Consider the following 19,432-nt stretch of genomic DNA (forward strand, 5'->3'; position numbering starts at 1 on the left):
TATTAGCTTAGACTGAGTTAAGCCGCTTGCCCTTTCTCGGCAAAAAGTGGTTGCAGTGCCGACCACAAGGTCTTTAATACCTGAACCGCTAAAGCACTTGTGAATTCATATTGTGAGGCATTCGGACCTTCTACGTGGACAGTAACAATTCCAAAGAATCTGTCTGCATAAAAAACAAAGGTGCTGGTGCGATTGATGATCTTTGAGCTGACAACCCCTGCATCACGGCGGAAAGTTTCAACCCGGTTGTCTCCAGTACCAGTTTTCCCACCTACCTCAGCGGATGTGCCATCGGAGAGGGTAAAAGTATTTTTAATCCTTTGGGCAGTACCCCTTTCCACTACCTGCCTCAGGGCGTCCCTCAAAGATCGTGCCACTAAAGGAGACATGACCCTTTTCCTGGTATCAGGGGGTTTGCTAAGATGCGTTTCATAAGGGGTACCCTCTCCAAAATGAAGCCCTTTAAAACTGATCATTGGTTTATAAATTCCCTCATTGAGGATGATACCCATAAACTCTGCCAGGTTTACCGGTCTATCAGCTGAGCTTCCAATTGCAGTTGCCAGAGAGGGAACAAGTGTTCCGAATGGATATCCCATAGACCTCCATGTTCGATGAATCTCAGCAAATGCCTTTCGTTCGAGAAGGCTTCTTATCCTCAGATTTTGTGCGTTGTGAAAACGGGTCCTGAATATCCATGAAGAAGATAGCATCCTGGCATCTTTGCTTGCTTCCAGCACTTTATTCCAGAGGGACCCAGGATGGTCTTTCAGATAGAAGACCAACCAGACCTCAAGGGGATGCCTTCCCAGAAGGTAAGCCTCATCAATGAGATGGTATGATTTTCCTTGATAGGCTCTAAACATCTTATTGAGCAAAGCCAGGTTTATGGCATTTTCCTGGAAATGGGACTTTGCCGCTGTTACTAATTGCTCCAGGGTAGCTTCTGGATTTTCCTTCAAGTAAAGAATTACCCAGTTCCTCAGAGGATGCAGGGAAGATTGGCAGAGTATTGCAAAAGACTCTTTATAGGCTTTAGAGACATGAATCCGGTAATATTTTTTGAGGAATTCGACAGATTCCAGCTCCATCGCTTCTTTCAAAAGAGGTAACCGTTGAGGATTGTTTATTTCTGAAAGCAGAGCCTTCACATCATAGCCAAGATTTGCCATATAGTAGTCAACCACCTCCTTCATCAGCCGGATGAAGACAAGGTTCACTGATTGGCAAAACCCTTCTTCGACGGTAAAGAATCGGTTATCCTGATCCTTCTTAAAATTCTTAAACGTGTGCACTCCCCCCCCTGTGAAAAAAACCTGATTAGGATTACCAGAAATGCTCCTCTGCATGCTAGCCTTGAGTACCTCTTCTTGCGTTGCCTTTGGGTGATAGAGCAGATAATCCAGGACCCATTTGGATAAAGGGTCATTGACCTGCGACTTCTTCCTTAAAAGGTCGCTTTGGTCTTTCTCTGCAAAATAACCATAAAGGTAATCAATGACCATCAGGTAAGAAGCCAGGGTTCGAAGCTTCGCTGTAGAGCCCAACTCAAGTTTTATACCGGTAGTAACATTGAGGGGTTTATTCAGGGTATCAGCCTGAATCCTTAAAAGATTCCCCTCTGGACGGCTTTCAAAAAGGGCAAAACTGTATATCACATCTCCAGGATCTCCTTTGTTTAAAAGATAGGGTGCTAAGAATCCATTTTCCGCTAAGAACTCAGGAGCATAAAGAGAATTCAAGATGCTATTGACTTTCTGCTGGGTATCGAAGTCAAAGGTAGTATCAACAGTCATATCCAATCGATCCAGTTCATAAAGTGTCTCAATGCCCAGTAGCTTGAGTAAACTTATACGGACAGAGTCTGTTCCTTTTCGCTCCACGAGAGAAAGAGGGGGAGGGATAGGTGCACCGGGCCTGAATTCTAAATGGGCTGTCGTTGCAGCTTTTTTTAAAGCTGTACTGATGATTCCGTCCGCTTCTAAAAGGCGAAGATACCCATTCACTTTTTTCTCCAGTATGGTGTGGTCCTTTTGGAGATACAGGGATGGGTGTCGTGTGGCAATGATAAGCGAAAGTGCCTCTTTAAGTGTATTTGCCTTTCTATAAAGCACTTCCTGATTCGTTTCATTCATCTGCAAATCAGACATTAGCTGGTCTATGTTTTTACCAAACCATGCCCACATCCCTTTACCAATCCCGTTAATTTCACCGTACCCTTTAGCCGCTCCCAATGGCATTCCATTAAAGTATTCCCTGACAATTTCTTTGCGGGTATCGGTGGTATTAGGTCCCTTACGGTATGCCCATAAACTTCCTCCTACTATCTGTCTTATCTTGTCTACAGGACCTCTGGTCATACCCCTACTTGAGTGTCTGAATTTTACTATTTGGGTTACCAGGGTACTCCCCCCGATTCCATCTGGAATGCCAAAAAGCTTTTCACCGAGATATCTAAGACTCGCTAAGCCAAGACGATCCCATTCGATGGCAGGATTCAAGAAAGGGTGTTCAAAATCGAATAATTCCCGATTTTCCCTGTGAAGCAGAACCTTTACCAAAAGTGGCGGTATGGATTGAAAGGAGGGAAACTGTTGGGTATCCAGGGTAACGTGGTAGGCTTTAGCACCATCTCTATCATTCAGCCGTAATCCCCGATCATCCCTTTTCTCATAAGAGATCGGGATACCACTTCTACCGAGGAAAAGGGCAGTCTTCGATTGCCTTGCCTGTGAGGTTACTATATAACCTTTTTCTTTAAGACGCTTTTGAAATTTTGGTAAATCTGTATAGCCTCTGGAGATGTCAAACGGACCATCGATAGGAAAGGAGATATCACTGCTCTCCCCTCCTTGAAGTCTCCATGTTACATTCTTTGAGCACCAGGAAAAGATAGCTGCTTCCCATACGCTTGTCCTTATTTCATAAGCTATTGCCAGAGCTAACGCCGAAACAAAGAGAAAAGTTAATAAAATCTTACCATATGACCTGAGTCTCTTTTTTTGATGAGATCTCTCCCATCCTGAACTATCAATAGTAATTTACCTCCATCTCTTCTTTCTCTTATATCTCTGATAACCTTTTACTGACTCTTCCAGTTTTACTCCTAAGTAGAATTCCTTTACATCATCGTTTTCCAGGAGGACCCTTGTTTCATCGGACAGAACAATCCTGCCGTTTTCCAATACGTACCCATAATTCCCTATGTTAAGTGCCATCTTTGCGTTCTGCTCTACCAACAGAATAGTGATCCCTTCTCTGTTGATAGCCTTAATAATCTCGAATATATCCTTTACCAGTACCGGAGATAAACCCAGAGAGGGTTCGTCCAAAAGGAGGAGCTTTGGTCTAGCCATCAAGGCACGACCTATAGCCAACATTTGCTGTTCCCCACCGCTTAGTGTCCCTGCCAGCTGATTTTTCCTTTCCTCCAGGACAGGAAAGTGCTCAGAAACCCGTTTGTAGTCTTTCCTGATTCCGTCTTTGTCCCTTCGTGTATATGAACCCATCTTCAGGTTCTCAAAAACTGTCAGTTCGGGGAATATCTCCCTCCCTTCAGGGACATAGGATATACCAAGATGCACGATATCCTCTGTATCCATTCTGTCGATTCTCTTACCCATGAACTCTATAGTCCCCTTTTCAGGCTGGTCTTCCAACAGTCCCATTATAGTTTTAAGGATAGTGGTCTTTCCGGCACCGTTTGCCCCAAGGACGGTCTTTATATCACCTTCCTCCAGGTCCAGGGAAACACCGCGAATGGCATTGACAAATCCATAGCTGGTCTCTATGTTTTTTACCTTAAGCAATCGTATCTTCCTCTCCTAAATATGCCTTTAAAACTTCTTTGTGATGCTGCACTTCTAATGGCAGCCCTTCGGTTATCTTCTCTCCATAATTGAGGGCTAAAACCCTGTCAGAGATATCCATAACCAATTTCATATCATGCTCTATCAAAAGTATGGTTATACCAAAGTCCTCCTTTATATCCTGAATCCATATCATCAAATCTCCTTTTTCCTCCAGATTCATTCCGGCTGATGGCTCATCCAGAAGAAGCAACTGGGGTTCCAATGCCAATGCCCTCCCCAGTTCAACAAGCCTCCGGGTACCAAAAGGAAGATTTGCAACCAGTTGATTCCTGGCAGACTGTAAGTCAAGAAAATCTATGATACGTTCAACTGCCTCTCGATTAGCAACCTCTTCCTTTACCACCTTTCGAGTAAAGAAGGCGCTATTTAAGATATTGGTCTTCATCTGACAGTGCCTTCCTAAAAGAAGGTTATCAAGGGTAGTCATGTGGGAGAACAATTCAATATTCTGAAAAGTACGGGCGATCCCTTTTACGGCAATTTTGTGAGGCCTACATCTTATTATATCTTCTCCTTTAAATATTATTCTACCCGTATCTGGTTTATAAATTCCGCTAATACAGTTGAAGAGGGTAGTCTTTCCAGCTCCATTAGGGCCAATAATGGAATATATGGAATTCTCTTCTACCTGAAAGCTGACATTGTTTAAAGCCTTCAGGCCACCAAAGCGGATAAGTAAGTTTTCTACTTCGAAGAAAGGCATAGAAAGCCTCTTTATTCTTTTACCTCTAACCAATCACTGATCTTTACAGCTTTTCCCTTTACACACTTTCCTAAGAATACAGACCGCTGACCTTGCCGTTGATTCGGAGAAAATGTGATATTATGACCGATACCACCATTCCAGTTTTTTATTGTCTCCATAGCATCAGCAAACTTCTCCCGGGTCAGATCCCGCCCCGCACGTCTGAACCCCTCTATCATCGGCTCAGCAAAGAGAAATCCGGCATAGAAAAACATCCCCCATCTTTCATTGGGTGAAAATTCACCATGAGCCTTTTTATACTTGATCATAAGGGGGTGTTTAGAGTCAGGGAGCTCAGCAAAGCAATCAAATATCACACCCTCCCATAATCCTTTTGTTATATCGTACATCATCTCTGCATCGGATAGGGTACTCGTAGTCATCCATACTGGGTTAAAGCCTATCTTTGCCGCTGCCCCCATCGTCATAGCAGCATGTTTGGGCAAAAGCCAGAGAATTACTATGTCCGGATCAGACATCTTTAACCTCAACACCTGAGAACTAATATCGGTATCCAGAGGCTCTACGGAGACCTCTTGTACTAATTTAGCGTTGTATCCTTCCAGTGTCTTCTTTGCACCCATCAGACCCTCTTTACCATAGTCATCATTCTGATAAAAGAAAGCAATCTTCTTCTTTTTAAGAGTATTATAAGCATATAATGTCAGAATATGGGCTTCGTCAACATAGTTGGGATAGAGGGCAAAGAGATACCTGGTGGGGGGATTTGCCCATCTGCTGGAACCCGATGCCGGTCCTACCCATGGAATCTTTTGATCATTTAAGTATCTTTTAACTGCCATACCGGTAGCTGTTCCTACACCGCCTGCAAAACCGAATACTCCGACCCTGCCAACAAGCTCCTTAACAGCAGCAACGGTTCTGGGTGGTTGGTAAGCATCGTCACGAATATAGTGTATAAGCTTTCTTCCATGTATTCCGCCCTCAGCATTCAGCATCTTAAAGTAAGCTTCTGTACCTCTGGCAACTGCTCCCCACAAGGCTGCCGGGCCAGTCTGGGGGCTCCACTGTCCGATCTTAATGGTATCCTCGGACACGCCAACCTCAGATGCAATGGAGTTGCCAAAAAAGAGGGTCAAACAGATGAATAATAGCAAAACAACCAAAGTGTTTTTAAAACTTTTGATAAACATATTTGCCTCCTTTTTTAAGGTTAATGACACCAATAGCCTCCCTTTTAAACCTTTTTTACGTAATGCCTTGCCAAAAGTCCGCTGGGCCTTATACATAGAACAAGAACGATGATTGCAAATGCCACAACAGATTTGAACTCTGTTGATACATACCATCCAAACAGGTTCTCAACCACCCCAAGAATCCCACCGCCCAGTGCCGCTCCGGGCAGGCTGGTCATACCCCCTAAAACTGCCGAAGCAAATGCCTTTAATAGGGGGTCTATCATCATATTAGGGTCGAGTAAGGTAATAGGGGCAATCAGTACACCGGCTACCGCACCAATCAGAGAGCTAAGTCCCCATGTAAAAGAGAGAATCCTCTTGGATCTAATCCCCATAAGACGGGCCGCCATCTGGTTTTGAGCCGTTGCTTTCATAGCAATGCCCAATTTAGAATATCTGAAAAAGAGGAATAGAATAACCATCAGACTGATACAGACTGCAAAAATCCAGAGATTTAACTGGCTTATTACAATGCCTTTTAGATTATAAACCCTCGTATCCAATATAGGAGAAGGAAAACTCTTGGTTTCTGCCCCCCATTTCCATCCGGCAAAACCATACAGAACCATTTCTGCACCAAGGGTAATCACAATCAATCCTAAGAGAGTGGGGTTTTTGGTAGGTCTGAGGAACGCAAGCTCAATGATCATACCTAGAATCAAGGAAAATATAAGAGTCAGAGGAAAGGCAATAAGAAAAGGTATGTTATAGGTTGACAAAAGGGAATATGCAAAGAATGTGCTCACCATAGCCATCTCACCCTGGGCAAAGTTCAATACCTCAGAGGTCTTATAGATAATTACCATCGCCAGGGCGATTAAGGCATAACAGCTTCCTATGGCTAATCCACTGGCTATGATTTGGGATAGTTGGGTCAACATAATGTTATTCTCATGCTATTCATTGAAAGTAGAGCTTTGGAAAAGGGATACTTTTCCAAAAGAACTACATTTTTAATGGTCTCTGAAAGGTTCATGCCTACTAAAGTGTATGGATATTAAAACGGCCACTTTTTCCAATAGTATTTAATCTTTAGCCACCGTCCCCATAACCCTAATGGTTCGAAAATTATTATAACGATCAATATCAATCCAAATATTATGCTTGATACATTGGCTATCCCACTTATACTAAACCATCCCTGGGAGAGGAAAATTACCCCTTTCCCCAAGAGAGGGATTTCAGGGATATTATTCAACTGTATCTGCAAAATGGTGATTAATATTGCCCCAAGAATAGACCCCAAAATGGAACCAAGACCCCCTACCACAACCATAGCCAGGAAAGATATAGAAAGAAAAAAATTGAAGTTCTGGGGGTTGATGAACCCCAGAACAAAACCCATCAAACTCCCTCCAATACCAGTGTAGAACGCACTTACTGCAAATGCCAGAGTCTTATAGTAGGTAAGATTTACACCTATTGTCTCAGCAGCTATATCACTATCCCTAATAGCGATAAATGCTCGGCCTACCTTTGATTTAATTATGTTTATGGCCGCTATGGTCATACCTACTGTAACTATCATAATTAAATAATAGAGATGCCTATCTGTATTCAGTTCAAAATGCCCAAATGTTATCTTTGGAGTAACAATACCCATGTGACCACCAAAGAACCCTTCCCAATGTCCAATAATCTGGATGATGGCCATCCCAAAACCCATTGTGGCAATAACCAGATAAGGACCCTTTAGCCTCAATGCGGGAAGACCCAGAAGAAAACCAAAGACAGCAGCAATCAGACCGGAGGCAGGCAACGCAAATACAAAAGGGAGATGGAGTCTGGTCATTATCAGAGCCGAAGCATATGCCCCAATGGCAAAAAAACCAGCATGCCCCAGAGATATCTGCCCTGTGTACCCTACCAGGATGTTCATACCCAGCGCTACTATTACATTTATTAGCACCAGATTAAGATTATAGACGATATAACCCTTTGTAAACAGTGGTAACAATACCAGGAAGGCAATCAATAAGAAGAACCAGACTTTAACCACATTAGTTGGGAACAATCTGATGTCTTCCTGGTAGCCTCTTTTTATATCCATAGTCTCAGAGTCTTCCTAAATAACAAAAGCCTGCAAATTTTATTACATGAAGCACACAAATTTTTGACACGTTACCATATTTTTTGGCTTTCATCAATAAGTAAAATCATATCTATCTAAAAAGGGGGGTTTTTTTCTGCCTCCGTTGAATCTTACTGCATACCTGATGAACACCCTTGACAATAACAGGCTTCTCTGATAGGTAGTCGTACAAAAGAATCTTCTGGCTCCGACAACATATTGGGAAAACCTTTCAGGCAAACAGGTTTGGACTTTATAAGGATTTTTCCCATATGATTAATGTTTGAATAAGGAGGTCTTCCTATGTTTAATATAGTTTCTGAAGAAACTTATCAGGATGGCGACGTTATCATCAGGGAGGGAGATTCAGGGGACTGGGTGTATGTGATTCTGTCAGGCAAAGTTGAAATATCTAAGACGGTTGGAGGAAATGAATTTATCCTAGGATTGCTCCAGCCAGGTGAGATATTTGGTGAACTTGCTTTCTTAACAGGCATCAGTTCCTCAGAAGGTTTTAAGCGAACTGCTACAGCCCGTGCTGTTGGTGTAACTACCGTTGGAGTTATTGACCGGGAATTTCTGGACCGGGAATTTAACAAAATCCATTCAGACTTCAGGATGATTCTCACAACTATAGTGGAAAGGTTCAGGAAGATGTTGGGTAGGGCTTCCGATTTTTCATCGCGGAAAGAGACTCGTATTTTACAGACTTTGTCCTTAACCTACAAGGATAAAAAATCCTTTGCCAAAGCTTACACAGGAAATTTAAGCAATGGGGGGCTTTTCATTATAACCGAAAATCCCTTCCAGCAGGGCGAGCAGTTTCTACTCAAACTGCAATTACCAGGCCTTTCGGACTCTGTGAAAGTCAAGTGTGAAGTGGTATGGACGAGAAAAAAATCGGAAACACCAGAGACCTCTCCCCCTGGGATGGGAGTAAAGTTCATTGATATTACAAAAAAGAACCATCTAATGCTGGAACAGTACCTCAAAGAAATAGCCAAGGACGAAGAAAAACTTTAGGTTTCGCTTCACAGGGCTCGCCCTTCAAGACCTGAATTATCAAAAAACTCTTAGATAAAGTGAAAAGGATTGGCAACCGACTGGAAAGGTCTGACTCCGAATTGAGCTCAAGAATAGTCTCAAACCTATACGGCCCTTCATTTATCACGATGGGCATTGCGAATCTATTTACCGTATCGAGTTTCAGCAGCTTTTTCCTCTTCCCTATTTTCATTACACACCATGGAGGCTCAAAGGCAGACATAGGAATCATCATGGGTTTGTTTGCTCTCTCTGCTGTTCTTTGTCGTCCCTGGGTATCTGAGATGATCGACAGGATAGGGAGAAAGAGAAGCTATACCGTTGGATGCCTTATCATGAGTCTCCTGCCCGTCACGTATATGCTCTTTCGAGGGGACCTGTCCAGCTTTTACTTCCCCCTCATTTTCATCAGGTTTGTACATGGTGTTGGATTGGCAATCTGTTTCACCTCGGCATTCACCTACATTGCTGACATCGTCCCTAAAGACCGCCTCAATGAAGGGATAGGCATGTTTGGTGTCACAGGGCTTACGGGATTAGCAATTGGGCCTATTGTTGCTGAGATAGTTATCCGGTCTTTTGGTTTTTCCGTCTTCTTTCTTACCTCCGCCGTAATGGCCACCCTTGGGCTTTTGGTCCATCTGCCCCTCCCTGAGTCTTATGTCCCTGCCTCCCATGGGTCATCTCAATCCTTTTTCTCAGTGCTTGTCGAGAGAAAGTTATTTTCCGTGGCATTGGTGGCAATGCTATTTGGTTTTGGCTTAGCAGCTTCTGGCAGTTTTGTTTCCCCTTTTGCTAAAGAACACAATTTACCATTTATCTCCCTCTACTTTATCTCCTACTCTTCATCAGCTGTTGCCACAAGACTTTTAGGAGGGAGACTTGCAGACAGGGTTGGTGAAAATCAAATCATCCCCTATGCCATGGTTCTGACGGGCACAGGCCTTCTGATATTGATTTTCATGGGAGGATCTATGATATTAGTTCTTTCGGGGCTTCTGACCGGCTGTGGTCACGGGTTCCTTTTTCCAAGTCTAAATTCGTTGATCATCCGCAACCAGCCAATCAACATCCGTGGTAAGATTACAGGAATATTCACAGGAAGCATCGATGCAGGATCGTTTATAGGGTCTATTATCCTAGGTTACATTGGAGAATGGGCAGGATTTCAGGCACTCTTCTTGGTCGCGGGTCTCGCACTCCTTGCCGGGCTTTGGATATACAAGCCTAAAATAATACGGGATAAATGACTGTTTACTGTCCTATCTAGTAGAGTGTTTCGAAAGTAACATTCCGATGCTGTCATTTCGAGTGAAACGAGAAATCTTAAAGTGAAAGACCTGAAACAAAACAACTCAATCCCTAAGAACCTCAACATAGAAATAGAAAAGCTTGTCTATGGCGGTGAAGGGCTTGCAAGGACGGAATTTGGGGTTTTACTGGTACCCAATACTGTGCCTGGTGAAACCATCCTTGTGTCTTCTATCCATAAAAGAAGAGGAGTATTCCATGGAAGGCTTCAGGACATATTTAAACCTTCAGAACACAGGGTTCCACCATTTTGTGATAACTTTGCAAAGGGGTGTGGAGGCTGTCAATGGCAACACATAGATTATCTTGAACAGGTAGAGATAAAAAGAAGAATAATTGAAGAAACTCTGGAAAGGATTGGGAAAAAGACTGTTAAATTCCCGCCCCTGGTATTTGATCTCTGTTTCAAGGGAACCAGACTTCGTAGTCTCTTTCACATCTGTCACAAAAAATCAGAGATAGGTTTTTACCGCTTCAATACCAATGACATCATACCGATAAAAGAATGCCCTCTGTGTGTCTCATCTATAAACCATGCCCTCTCTACAATTCACGAAAATTATGATATGCTTAAATCTGCCGACTCCGCTAGCATAATTACAAACGGAAACAACGTTCAGTTATATCTTGAAGGAGTAAAAGGTAGCCCTCTATATTTTGGCCCTCAGTATATTGAGTTTCTCACAGGTGGATTCAAATACCTTGCCAATGCTAAAGTCTTCTTTCAAGGACATAGCACGCTGAACGGTAAGCTTATACAAATTATTAATGACTTGGTTGGAGAAAAAAGGGGAGAACTGCTTCTCGACCTTTTCTGCGGTGTGGGCTTCCTCTCCATCCCTGTTTCTTCTCACTTCAACCACGTCGTTGGCATTGACAATCAACAGGAATCTATACAGTTGGCAAAAGAAAATGCAAAACTCAACAGATTAACCAATATGGAATTTTACAGGCAGGACCTGGGATTAAAAAACTGTCTTTCCGGTATAACCTCTGTTGATGCTGTTATCATCGATCCACCACGAAGCGGGTGCCCGAAAATACTAATTGAAGAGTTGGCCAGGCTAAATCCCCCTCAGATCATCATGGTTTCCTGCAATCCGGCAACAATGGCTAGAGACATAAGGATGCTCATGAATAACGGATATGAAATTGTCTCTGGTTATGGTATAGACATCTTCCCCCAGACCTTCCATGTGGAAACCATCGTGAGTCTGATAAAAAAATGATGTCCTGAACAAGTCTGTAGAAAAACTACTTGAGTCTTTTTGTATAATCTCATGCGTAAACAAGACGACGACCTTTCGGTTCTGGAATAAAATCATTAAACTCTTCTGCTGTTTTTATCCAAAGTTGAATTGCTTCTTTAGCGTTTCTTAATGCTAATTCATAACTTTTTCCATGTGCCATACACCCGGGTAGTTCTGGAACTTCTGCTATATATGCATTGTCGTCATCGCTCCAATATATTATTATTTCGTATCTCTCCATTAATCTTGACCTCCTAGTTTATACTTCAATATCATATTTCTTACTTGTTTCACCTGGTAAGGCTTTGCCTTGTTGCTATCTTTTTGTAAATTTATTTTCTCTTCAATCCCTGCTTTTCTAAAAATATGATGACTTCCACTTACTCTCATCTCAAAGCCACAATGAAGCAATAAGTTGCACAAATCATTAAAGGCGATATTTGCGTCTGCCCTACCACCAAGTATTTGTTGTGTTAGTCGCTCATATTTATTCATTCTTTTTTACACCTAATGAGTCTGGAGAAAAACTACTTGACTCTTTTTGCCTAAAGGTAACTAGCTGGTTAGACCTACAGTTTTCTTTGAATTAATCTCTGGGTTAAATCTTCAATCAAATTTTTGCTTAAGGAGAATCCATTAAATGTCTCGAATAACGGCTGAACAACTTTATTTACATAATCTCCCAACGCTGATAAAGGAGTTTCTAAGGGAACATTGATGAAAGAAATTACCTCATCCTGATATGCCGATCTCCCTGGTGAAATGTATCGCCCAGGATTAGCCCACGATACCAATTCGCGACCACGTAATTTTGACCACTTGAATGCATAGGCAAGCTGCGTGCTTTCAGGATCACAGCCCATTGCCTTTGCAAATGAGATACCTACAGCAATTGCTTCAGCACACCTTATGACTGGCAACCCAAAATCTAAAAATTTCATTGGCTCAGGAGAACGTTGACTTTCTGAAATGTCATCTTGGAGTGTCCTCCTGAGATAGAAGCTACCTTTTGGATTAAACCTCATAAAATCAACTTCATCACTCGAACCACTAACTACAAGGGATTCCCAAACACCATCCATTACAAACGGTCTGGAATTTCTATCACTAAAATCTCTACTATCAAGCCAAACAGGCCAACCAGTATAGCGGGGGTTATTTGAATCCAGCAAATTGAGAAAGTCTCTATTTGCTGAATGTTGTGGTACCTTCCCGATAAAAAGTAATGCGACTTCCCAGTCTCCATGTTCAGGCAATTTCAATTTACGTTCAAGAATTACGGATTCGAATCTTTCTGCGCTTTCTTGAAGATACCCCCTAAGCAAATCTTCAATAGTTGGTTCTGACTCTGTTTTCTTTAAAATCGTAGATGCAAACTCTCCTACAATTTCTGGGTTTAGACCTCCTAAATGACGCCTGAGAAACCTTCCAATATCAGCTTCGCGATTATCGAAGCATACTTCAACTATTTTAGGCCAATCTTTCCAAGAAGCCTCCGTTGTGCTCGGAGTGTTATTGGCTCTTAAAGATCGAAGATAAACTGTATCCGCCTTGATCAATTTACGGCTGTTGACAACAAGTTCGGATTTTGTGGCAACCGGAGTCTTGACATCTGTAGGAATAATTATGACCGGATATCCCTGGCTTTCTTTTTGAGGAAACTCCACAATAACTTCAAAAGGCTCTGAAGCAAACCGTGATACTAAGCCTTGTATTTTATCGATATGAAATTTCTCTCTTACATTTGTTGGAACATTTTCAGTATCTGGAGTTAAAGTTTTATTATCAAATCCGATGATGAGATATCCTCCACCGTGGTTACGGAGCGCCAAAGCTGTCTTAACAATTTTAGCCATACCCTCTGGACTATCTGGATCAATCCATCTCTTTAATTCAACTGAAAGGCTCTCGCTTGGTCTTTCTATTAATTCTTGAATTCTGGAAGAGTCGATGTCCACTTTTAACCTCTTCTCATGTATAACGAGTCTGTATAAAAAGTCCTTTTACAAAGGGGTAGTTTCTCGATCAGCTTAGATTTTTTCAGGTTGTTATGCGAGATTTCCTTGCCTCAAGCCATTTCTTAAATGATGTTTGGCTTTCCCCAGACGGTTTACCAGCCAACAAGCCTTCAACACTTATATCTTCGTCAATATCCTCCCAATGGATTCCGTGACCTCTGCCAATTATCCTCCAATTAGCTCTTTCTTCCGGTGTGGCGTGCAAAAGACGAGGATACCAAGCTGTTGGAACTGATATAGTCCTTCCGTCGCTCATATCAACAGTTAGCGTATCCTCTGTTACTAATACGTCTTCTGCATACGGAATTTCAATCTCAATCGCTAAAGTAGTCATTCCAAGCCTCCAACATAACTTTTTGGTTTTCTTCGATAGTTTTGAGTATTCTTGATATTTCGATTCTGTTAAAGCCCCCACTACTGTATAGTCTCAATGGTTCAAGCCATATCTTGGCAATTTTATCATCACGCTCTATATGGACATGAGGCAGTTCATCTCGATCGCCTGAATAAAAGAAAAATCTATATGGCCCAATTCGTAGTATTGTGGGCATGTTTCGGTTCTTACCTCTTTATAATTTTTTGCGCATAACAATCATGGAGCTGTAAGTCATATTTTGTAAAAATTCTAAACCTGTAACTATTTGTTGTCAATCAGAATTTGGCGGAATGTTGTGTATATCCTTCAACCTCAATTGAATAGTCCTCGTTCCATTCCATTCGTTGATTTGAGGAGTAAAGGCTGCTTTTATGCCTTGATTAATTGGTAAAACATCTTTCCCCATATTAAAACCAATTGCATCGTATATAATTCCGCCTTCTTTTACCTTTAATTTTAAGTGCCCATTTCCAACTATGCTGGAACCTGAAACAGAAAGCATTGAAGAGTAAAAAGTGGGTTCCGGGTTGGAAGGGCCAAAGGGGGACAGCATTTCCATCTCCCCTAAGAATACCTCTGCTAATTCTCTCAGGGCTACATGAGCATCGATATGTATCCTTGGGATAAAGTCTTCTTCCGATAGTGCCTTCTTTACTATCTCCTCAAAGATATTCTGAAATTCAGGGATATTTTTTTCATCAATTGTTAAGCCTGCTGCATACTTATGCCCCCCAAAGCCTTCCAGAAGATAAGCGCAGCCCTTTAACCCTTCATAGAGATGAAAACCTTCAATACTCCTCGCCGACCCTTTACCAATCCCTCGATCCAGACTAATCATAACCGTAGGTTTATAATAATCCTCAGCTAATTTGGATGCCACTATACCTATTACCCCTGAATGCCAGTCAGGAGATGCCAGAATAATTGTCCTGCCGGTAAGTAACCCCTCATTATTTTCAACAAGTCCTTTCGCCTCTTCAATAATACGATTCTCAATCTGCTGCCTTTCTGTGTTCTCTGCGTCCAGAACGTTTGCGATGTCTTCTGCCTCTTTCAAATCCCCGGTAATAAGCAGTAGGACACCGTTATCCCCTCTGCTCAATCTACCGGCAGCATTTATTCTGGGGGCAAGCCTGAATCCAACCATGCCGGGGGTTATAACCGTGTCTTTCAATCCACTAACCTTTTTCAAGGCAATTATCCCAGGCCTTTGGCTATTGGTTAACTGCTCCAGACCAAATTTGACGAATATACGATTCTCATCAGTTAATGGCACAATATCGGCTATAGTACCCAGTGCAACCAGGTCAAGATACTCCTTTAGATTAGGTACCTTTTCGTTGTTCCAGAACCCCATATCCCTCAATTTTGTTCGGAGGGCAATAATCAGATTAAAGGCTATCCCTACCCCTGCCAGTGATTTAAACGGAAAATTACATCCCTCCTGCTTTGGATTCAATATCGCGTATGCCGGTGGAAGAGTATCGGGAACTTCATGATGGTCTGTAACGATTACATCAATACCGTTTCTTTGTGCAGAGATGATTTCCTGATGATTCATTATCCCGCAGTCTACAGTGATCAAAAGCTTGGTCCCAAGGCTACTGATTTTCTCCAGTGCCTCAGAGTTCAGCCCATACCCTTCAGACAACCTGTGAGGGATATAGTAAGACACATGGGTGTTTACCTTTCGGAGGAAAGTTATCAGTACTGCTACAGATGTAATGCCGTCCACATCATAATCACCATAAATAACTATCTTTTCATTTTCAATTATTGATTTAGTAATCCGTTCCAGTGCCTTTTCCATGTCCTTCATCATTAGGGGGGGATGGAGATGAGATAAACTTGGGAAGAGGAATTGATGTGCCTGTTCAACGTCCTTTATCCCTCTGTTTATAAGTAATTGAGAGGTAATTGGCGAGATGTTTAGCTCTCGGGATAAAAGCCTCTGAGTCTCTTTATCCGGTTCTTTAACACACCACCTTTTTTTCACCTGAAAATGCACCTATCCTGTCATTGCGAGCCCGCCAGAGGCAGGCAAAGCAATCCATCCTTTTCAACAGCACACTTAAGTGTGCTGTTGCAGAATCGCTTGCTATGGCGAACTTCTCGTAAAAATATTTTCCCCCCTCACCCTAACCCTCTCCCACAAGGGGAGAGGGAAGCAACTTTTATCTCTCTCCCACTTGATTGGATGAACACCAGCTTCTTTCCCCTCCCTTGATGGGAGGGGATGAAGGGAAGGGTGTTAAGCATTAACAAAATCGCTTTAACCCACAGTATTCTTCTATGGGCTCGAAATGCTTATCGTTGTGGAGGAGCGGAATGTCATTTTCAATGGCAACCGACGCTATCATGCAATCTATGGGCTGACTAACAGTTATACCTTTTCGGCGAAGTAGTCGGTATATCTCGGCTGAGCGTAAAAAAGTTTTGTATTCCATCGGGAGGAAAATCAGGGAATTGAACAGGTCTCTTGTCTTTCTGAACTATATTATCATGGAAATGATGTGTATATCAAGATAAAATAATTTTTCGTTATCCCAACTATATGCCCCTTTGGTCCGGCTCAGCCGGATTGCCAATAATTACCTTCTAACTTATTTATATTACTTAACATATTTGAGAACCGTCCCTGTTAATACCTGGCTCAACAAAAACCTCACAAGGATTGCCCATAAAACGTAGAATAGTAAAAAAGGAAAAGGGGGCAGTTTTATTTCTTTAATAGCATTTTGTTTATAGCTGCCATTGAAATAGAAACATCAAAATAAAATACTACTTTTTTGCCTTTTATTTCACATTCCATCATATCGCACATAATTCCTGATGGAGAAGATAAAACAGACTGTTTTTTTACTTTAGCCCCTAATGAACGTAAAAGCACATACTCCTCTCCAACAGAAATTACCTTAAACGGTGATTCTAAAGAAGTTCCATCTCCACTACTCGCAATTGATGCGATTAAACCACGAGCTGCAAATTCATGATTTATGCTTTCTCTAAACTGCCATCTGTCTCTCAAAATAAAAGAGCAAATCATATGGATTTCAGCGTCAAACGGGTATTGTTTTAGCCATTCATATGACGCTTCCAGAGCTTCATTGATTTTTTCATTTTGTAACAGTTCAAAAATTTTCTCCCGTTTCTCATTATTTTCCCAGTTTGGGCTGTAATTGTCAGATTTTGCATATTCCATACGCAAATTTGTAAACTGGGCTAAATCAAATTCTTTCCCGAAAGCAGATTGAAAGTGTAATGTGAATGATAGAATAATGATGGTAAATAGAATATGTTTCTTCATTTTTTTGTCCTTGTAAATTTTAAAGAGTTACCTAATTACTGAGCATTAACAACCGTCCCGTTAATACCTATTTTGCTCCTATTCTTTTAATAAATTCGGCACCGAAGTTTATAAAGGCTTTACCAATATCGGAACAGAAATCTAAAAATTCATATGCTTGTGTTTGGTCTTTTTCCAAATCAACTGTATAAGGTATCCCAAATATTTTGCGAACGACAATGTCATAAACGATCTCATCGGCAAGTTGAAAGCGCATTTTTTGAACACTTCCTACAGTATTTTTTAATTTTGTACACTTTTTTTTGCCCTTTTTTTCCTTAATTATGTCGTGAAGGGCATTGCGGGTTAATTTCGATTCATTTCTATCATTGTAATGAAATGATATATTATGTCTAATTTTGAGAAAATAATCTTCCCATGTTTTATCTCTACCATCCAGGCACCCACACAGCTTATCAAATCTTTCTTTTCCATGCTGAGACATTCTGTTTACAATTAGTAAGAGCCTAGAATCTTTTCTGATTTCGTCAATAATTTTCAGTCCTTCTTCAATATGTCCGATTTGTTGCCTAATAAAGTACATGCGTGCGCCCCAGATATATCTGGTTGTTTTGACTTCTTTATTCATGTATTTGCCCAGGCAAGTGTTTGCAAGAGAAATATCATTACATGCCATCATTAACTGTGGTATTATTGTTGCTAACTGTTCATCAAGATTTAACTTTTCTAAATCTATGTAAAAAATTCTATAACCTCCCACTGCTACCTCTTATTTCACCTGTTTACCCTTCAGTATCTTGCGCTTTAAAGCCTATATTCCCTCTTGCACTTCGGCTTTTGTAATAACCTTTTTTCTGTCCATCACATTGATAAGGACCTCCGTTATCAGCATTTCTGACACTAGAAGGTCTTCGGTGCTAACGATTTCTCAAATGTCTAATTTCTCTGCGATGGGTTACCTCTTTCCGAAAGGCTTGGGTAAAGCCGAAGTCGGGCACTGTCTTGGACTCACGCCCCTTACGTCCCGAAGTGGAAGATAATCAGAGCTTCCATTCGCCTACACTTGAGGTAATAGACCCTGCCTCTTTAATAATAACGTCTTAGAAACACCGAAAAGTGCTTTAATTTTTCGTGTTTCAATGTCAAATAGATGCCCGCTTTTAAGTTCACGCCACAGTCCAGAAAAATTACGTGCTAAACTGACGCGATACCTTACCTCATTAAACGGGCTTACTTGGGCTACAATGTGTTTATTATCAGGTGTCCAATTAACAGTCACCAAGTGGCCGTTCGTCTGACGTAATCTGACCCCGTTATCGTACAGGATAGGTATATTATCGAACTCCACTAGGGGGTAATGTGTCGATGCTCCGTAGCGAATATAGGACCTGATCACGTCAAAGTCGTCGCGGACAGCAAAATTATCTCCATGTACTTTAGTCATGTAATTGAAGGCGATCTTCGCTACACACCGAAGTAGAGCCTTATCGATTGTTGTTTGGATATTAACAGACAGTTTCTTACCATTCACTGCAGGCGGCTCATTAATACCTTGCTCCTTAACCTTAATTCTACGGGTTTCTAGTACTCCAATCAGTCTTGACTTTGTCTCCTCAGAGTCGTATATAATTTGTCCACCTTTTGAAGGCTCAGCATCAGCTTGTAGGGGCTTCGAAAGATCTGAGAGATCCGACTCGCTGACGTATATTAGTCCCTGTCCTGACTTGCGGGCAAAACCAACCTGGGGAATTGGTAATACGCCCCCTTCGTCCTGCAATTCGAGAATCACACCATTCCAGTCACCCCCGACCTCTAATGTAAATTTTATCCGCTTATAGCGAAGGTGTTTAGCTGCTTTGGGCTGTTTAACTCGATAATTCAAGCGGCGTATGGCTTCGAGGCTTCCTTCGGCTAAAACTGGCTCAAGATGCCTTCCAAAATGATCATTGCAGTTAGCACAAACGCAATAACGCAACGTCAGGTTATTTTTAAAAGTGCCAAGAAGTTCAGGAATAACATGTTCTTTGTTGAATGAGCCTAGATTATATTCATTCAAACAATATATACATTTCCTCACTAGCAAATTTTTAGGCTGTTTATCTTTATTTTCCAGGTATTACTTCTCCTTACCCCATGTAATTTTAGAAATCGAGAAGGGTTCGTTGTTTTATTATCTTATCCCCCCACAACCCCAACCCCTCTTCCTCGCTTCCCTCTCATACTTCCTGAATTTATCGAG

The 19,432-nt window shown here is 41.6% G+C and carries 19 protein-coding genes; 3 read left to right on the plus strand and 16 right to left on the minus strand.

Translation table 11 applies throughout. The features are described 5' to 3' along the window. Positions 1 to 17: 17 nt before the first annotated feature. The 6 genes from AB1401_11110 to AB1401_11135 form a co-directional block, all read right to left on the minus strand. On the minus strand, positions 18 to 3,041 hold the full coding sequence (locus tag AB1401_11110) for a transglycosylase domain-containing protein (protein ID MEW6615997.1): 3,024 nt from the start codon (positions 3,039 to 3,041) through the stop codon (positions 18 to 20). Continuing rightward, positions 3,042 to 3,809, minus strand: a complete 768-nt coding sequence (locus AB1401_11115) for an ABC transporter ATP-binding protein (GenBank protein MEW6615998.1) — start codon at positions 3,807 to 3,809, stop codon at positions 3,042 to 3,044. It lies immediately after the preceding gene. Further along, the gene (locus AB1401_11120) at positions 3,802 to 4,575 is read right to left on the minus strand and encodes an ABC transporter ATP-binding protein (GenBank protein MEW6615999.1); all 774 of its coding nucleotides are present in this window, start codon (positions 4,573 to 4,575) and stop codon (positions 3,802 to 3,804) included. Before AB1401_11120 ends, AB1401_11115 begins: the two co-directional genes overlap by 8 nt. 11 nt (positions 4,576 to 4,586) lie before the next feature. Continuing rightward, positions 4,587 to 5,771: an ABC transporter substrate-binding protein gene (locus AB1401_11125; protein MEW6616000.1), complete on the minus strand. Its 1,185-nt coding sequence runs from the start codon at positions 5,769 to 5,771 to the stop codon at positions 4,587 to 4,589. A gap of 44 nt (positions 5,772 to 5,815) precedes the next feature. Beyond that, entirely contained in the window at positions 5,816 to 6,697 is an 882-nt protein-coding gene (locus AB1401_11130; GenBank protein ID MEW6616001.1) for a branched-chain amino acid ABC transporter permease, read from the minus strand. 116 nt (positions 6,698 to 6,813) lie between these two features. Next, positions 6,814 to 7,866, minus strand: a complete 1,053-nt coding sequence (locus tag AB1401_11135) for a branched-chain amino acid ABC transporter permease (protein MEW6616002.1) — start codon at positions 7,864 to 7,866, stop codon at positions 6,814 to 6,816. A gap of 324 nt (positions 7,867 to 8,190) precedes the next feature. Here AB1401_11135 and AB1401_11140 point away from each other — a divergent pair, with 324 nt between their 5' ends. The 3 genes from AB1401_11140 (at position 8,191) to AB1401_11150 (ending at position 11,471) form a co-directional block, all read left to right on the plus strand. Then, on the plus strand, positions 8,191 to 8,910 hold the full coding sequence (locus tag AB1401_11140) for a TIGR02266 family protein (GenBank protein ID MEW6616003.1): 720 nt from the start codon (positions 8,191 to 8,193) through the stop codon (positions 8,908 to 8,910). A 149-nt stretch (positions 8,911 to 9,059) separates the two neighbouring features. Beyond that, the gene (locus tag AB1401_11145; GenBank protein ID MEW6616004.1) at positions 9,060 to 10,181 is read left to right on the plus strand and encodes an MFS transporter; all 1,122 of its coding nucleotides are present in this window, start codon (positions 9,060 to 9,062) and stop codon (positions 10,179 to 10,181) included. A gap of 81 nt (positions 10,182 to 10,262) precedes the next feature. After that, positions 10,263 to 11,471, plus strand: a complete 1,209-nt coding sequence (locus AB1401_11150; protein MEW6616005.1) for a class I SAM-dependent RNA methyltransferase — start codon at positions 10,263 to 10,265, stop codon at positions 11,469 to 11,471. Between the two features lie 49 nt (positions 11,472 to 11,520). On the opposite strand, the gene AB1401_11155 is transcribed toward AB1401_11150, so the two are convergent. From AB1401_11155 to AB1401_11200, 10 genes are all read right to left on the minus strand, one after another. Beyond that, the gene (locus AB1401_11155; GenBank protein ID MEW6616006.1) at positions 11,521 to 11,733 is read right to left on the minus strand and encodes a type II toxin-antitoxin system HicB family antitoxin; all 213 of its coding nucleotides are present in this window, start codon (positions 11,731 to 11,733) and stop codon (positions 11,521 to 11,523) included. Then, complete coding sequence (locus AB1401_11160) at positions 11,733 to 11,987, minus strand: type II toxin-antitoxin system HicA family toxin (protein ID MEW6616007.1); 255 nt, start codon at positions 11,985 to 11,987, stop codon at positions 11,733 to 11,735. The genes AB1401_11155 and AB1401_11160 overlap by 1 nt, the downstream gene beginning before the upstream one ends. Positions 11,988 to 12,061: 74 nt before the next feature. After that, a complete protein-coding gene (locus tag AB1401_11165) occupies positions 12,062 to 13,450 on the minus strand; it encodes an ATP-binding protein (GenBank protein MEW6616008.1) in 1,389 nt (462 codons plus the stop codon). An 82-nt stretch (positions 13,451 to 13,532) separates the two neighbouring features. Then, positions 13,533 to 13,844 carry a DUF2442 domain-containing protein gene (locus AB1401_11170; protein ID MEW6616009.1) on the minus strand — a complete coding sequence of 104 codons (312 nt, stop codon included), beginning with the start codon at positions 13,842 to 13,844 and terminating at the stop codon, positions 13,533 to 13,535. Next, the gene (locus tag AB1401_11175; protein MEW6616010.1) at positions 13,825 to 14,061 is read right to left on the minus strand and encodes a DUF4160 domain-containing protein; all 237 of its coding nucleotides are present in this window, start codon (positions 14,059 to 14,061) and stop codon (positions 13,825 to 13,827) included. Before AB1401_11175 ends, AB1401_11170 begins: the two co-directional genes overlap by 20 nt. 96 nt (positions 14,062 to 14,157) lie before the next feature. Then, positions 14,158 to 15,882: a single-stranded-DNA-specific exonuclease RecJ gene (gene recJ, locus AB1401_11180; GenBank protein MEW6616011.1), complete on the minus strand. Its 1,725-nt coding sequence runs from the start codon at positions 15,880 to 15,882 to the stop codon at positions 14,158 to 14,160. A 262-nt stretch (positions 15,883 to 16,144) separates the two neighbouring features. Then, the gene (locus tag AB1401_11185) at positions 16,145 to 16,360 is read right to left on the minus strand and encodes a PIN domain-containing protein (protein ID MEW6616012.1); all 216 of its coding nucleotides are present in this window, start codon (positions 16,358 to 16,360) and stop codon (positions 16,145 to 16,147) included. Positions 16,361 to 16,605: 245 nt separating this feature from the next. Continuing rightward, positions 16,606 to 17,193: a DUF4919 domain-containing protein gene (locus tag AB1401_11190; GenBank protein ID MEW6616013.1), complete on the minus strand. Its 588-nt coding sequence runs from the start codon at positions 17,191 to 17,193 to the stop codon at positions 16,606 to 16,608. Positions 17,194 to 17,260: 67 nt separating this feature from the next. Then, entirely contained in the window at positions 17,261 to 17,953 is a 693-nt protein-coding gene (locus tag AB1401_11195; GenBank protein ID MEW6616014.1) for a hypothetical protein, read from the minus strand. A 297-nt stretch (positions 17,954 to 18,250) separates the two neighbouring features. After that, entirely contained in the window at positions 18,251 to 19,249 is a 999-nt protein-coding gene (locus tag AB1401_11200) for a hypothetical protein (GenBank protein ID MEW6616015.1), read from the minus strand. Positions 19,250 to 19,432 lie beyond the last annotated feature (183 nt).

Source organism: Thermodesulfobacteriota bacterium (genome assembly GCA_040757775.1).
Taxonomy (GTDB): domain Bacteria; phylum Desulfobacterota; class UBA8473; order UBA8473; family UBA8473; genus UBA8473.

Coding starts and splice junctions, on each gene's coding strand:
- AB1401_11155 (MEW6616006.1), bottom strand. CDS start 11,733: ATGGAGAGATACGAAATAATAATATATTGGAGCGATGACGACAATGCA.
- AB1401_11140 (MEW6616003.1), top strand. CDS start 8,191: ATGTTTAATATAGTTTCTGAAGAAACTTATCAGGATGGCGACGTTATC.
- AB1401_11160 (MEW6616007.1), bottom strand. CDS start 11,987: ATGAATAAATATGAGCGACTAACACAACAAATACTTGGTGGTAGGGCA.
- AB1401_11170 (MEW6616009.1), bottom strand. CDS start 13,844: ATGACTACTTTAGCGATTGAGATTGAAATTCCGTATGCAGAAGACGTA.
- AB1401_11175 (MEW6616010.1), bottom strand. CDS start 14,061: ATGCCCACAATACTACGAATTGGGCCATATAGATTTTTCTTTTATTCA.
- AB1401_11135 (MEW6616002.1), bottom strand. CDS start 7,866: ATGGATATAAAAAGAGGCTACCAGGAAGACATCAGATTGTTCCCAACT.
- AB1401_11145 (MEW6616004.1), top strand. CDS start 9,060: ATGGGCATTGCGAATCTATTTACCGTATCGAGTTTCAGCAGCTTTTTC.
- AB1401_11120 (MEW6615999.1), bottom strand. CDS start 4,575: ATGCCTTTCTTCGAAGTAGAAAACTTACTTATCCGCTTTGGTGGCCTG.
- AB1401_11190 (MEW6616013.1), bottom strand. CDS start 17,193: ATGAAGAAACATATTCTATTTACCATCATTATTCTATCATTCACATTA.
- AB1401_11130 (MEW6616001.1), bottom strand. CDS start 6,697: ATGTTGACCCAACTATCCCAAATCATAGCCAGTGGATTAGCCATAGGA.
- AB1401_11125 (MEW6616000.1), bottom strand. CDS start 5,771: ATGTTTATCAAAAGTTTTAAAAACACTTTGGTTGTTTTGCTATTATTC.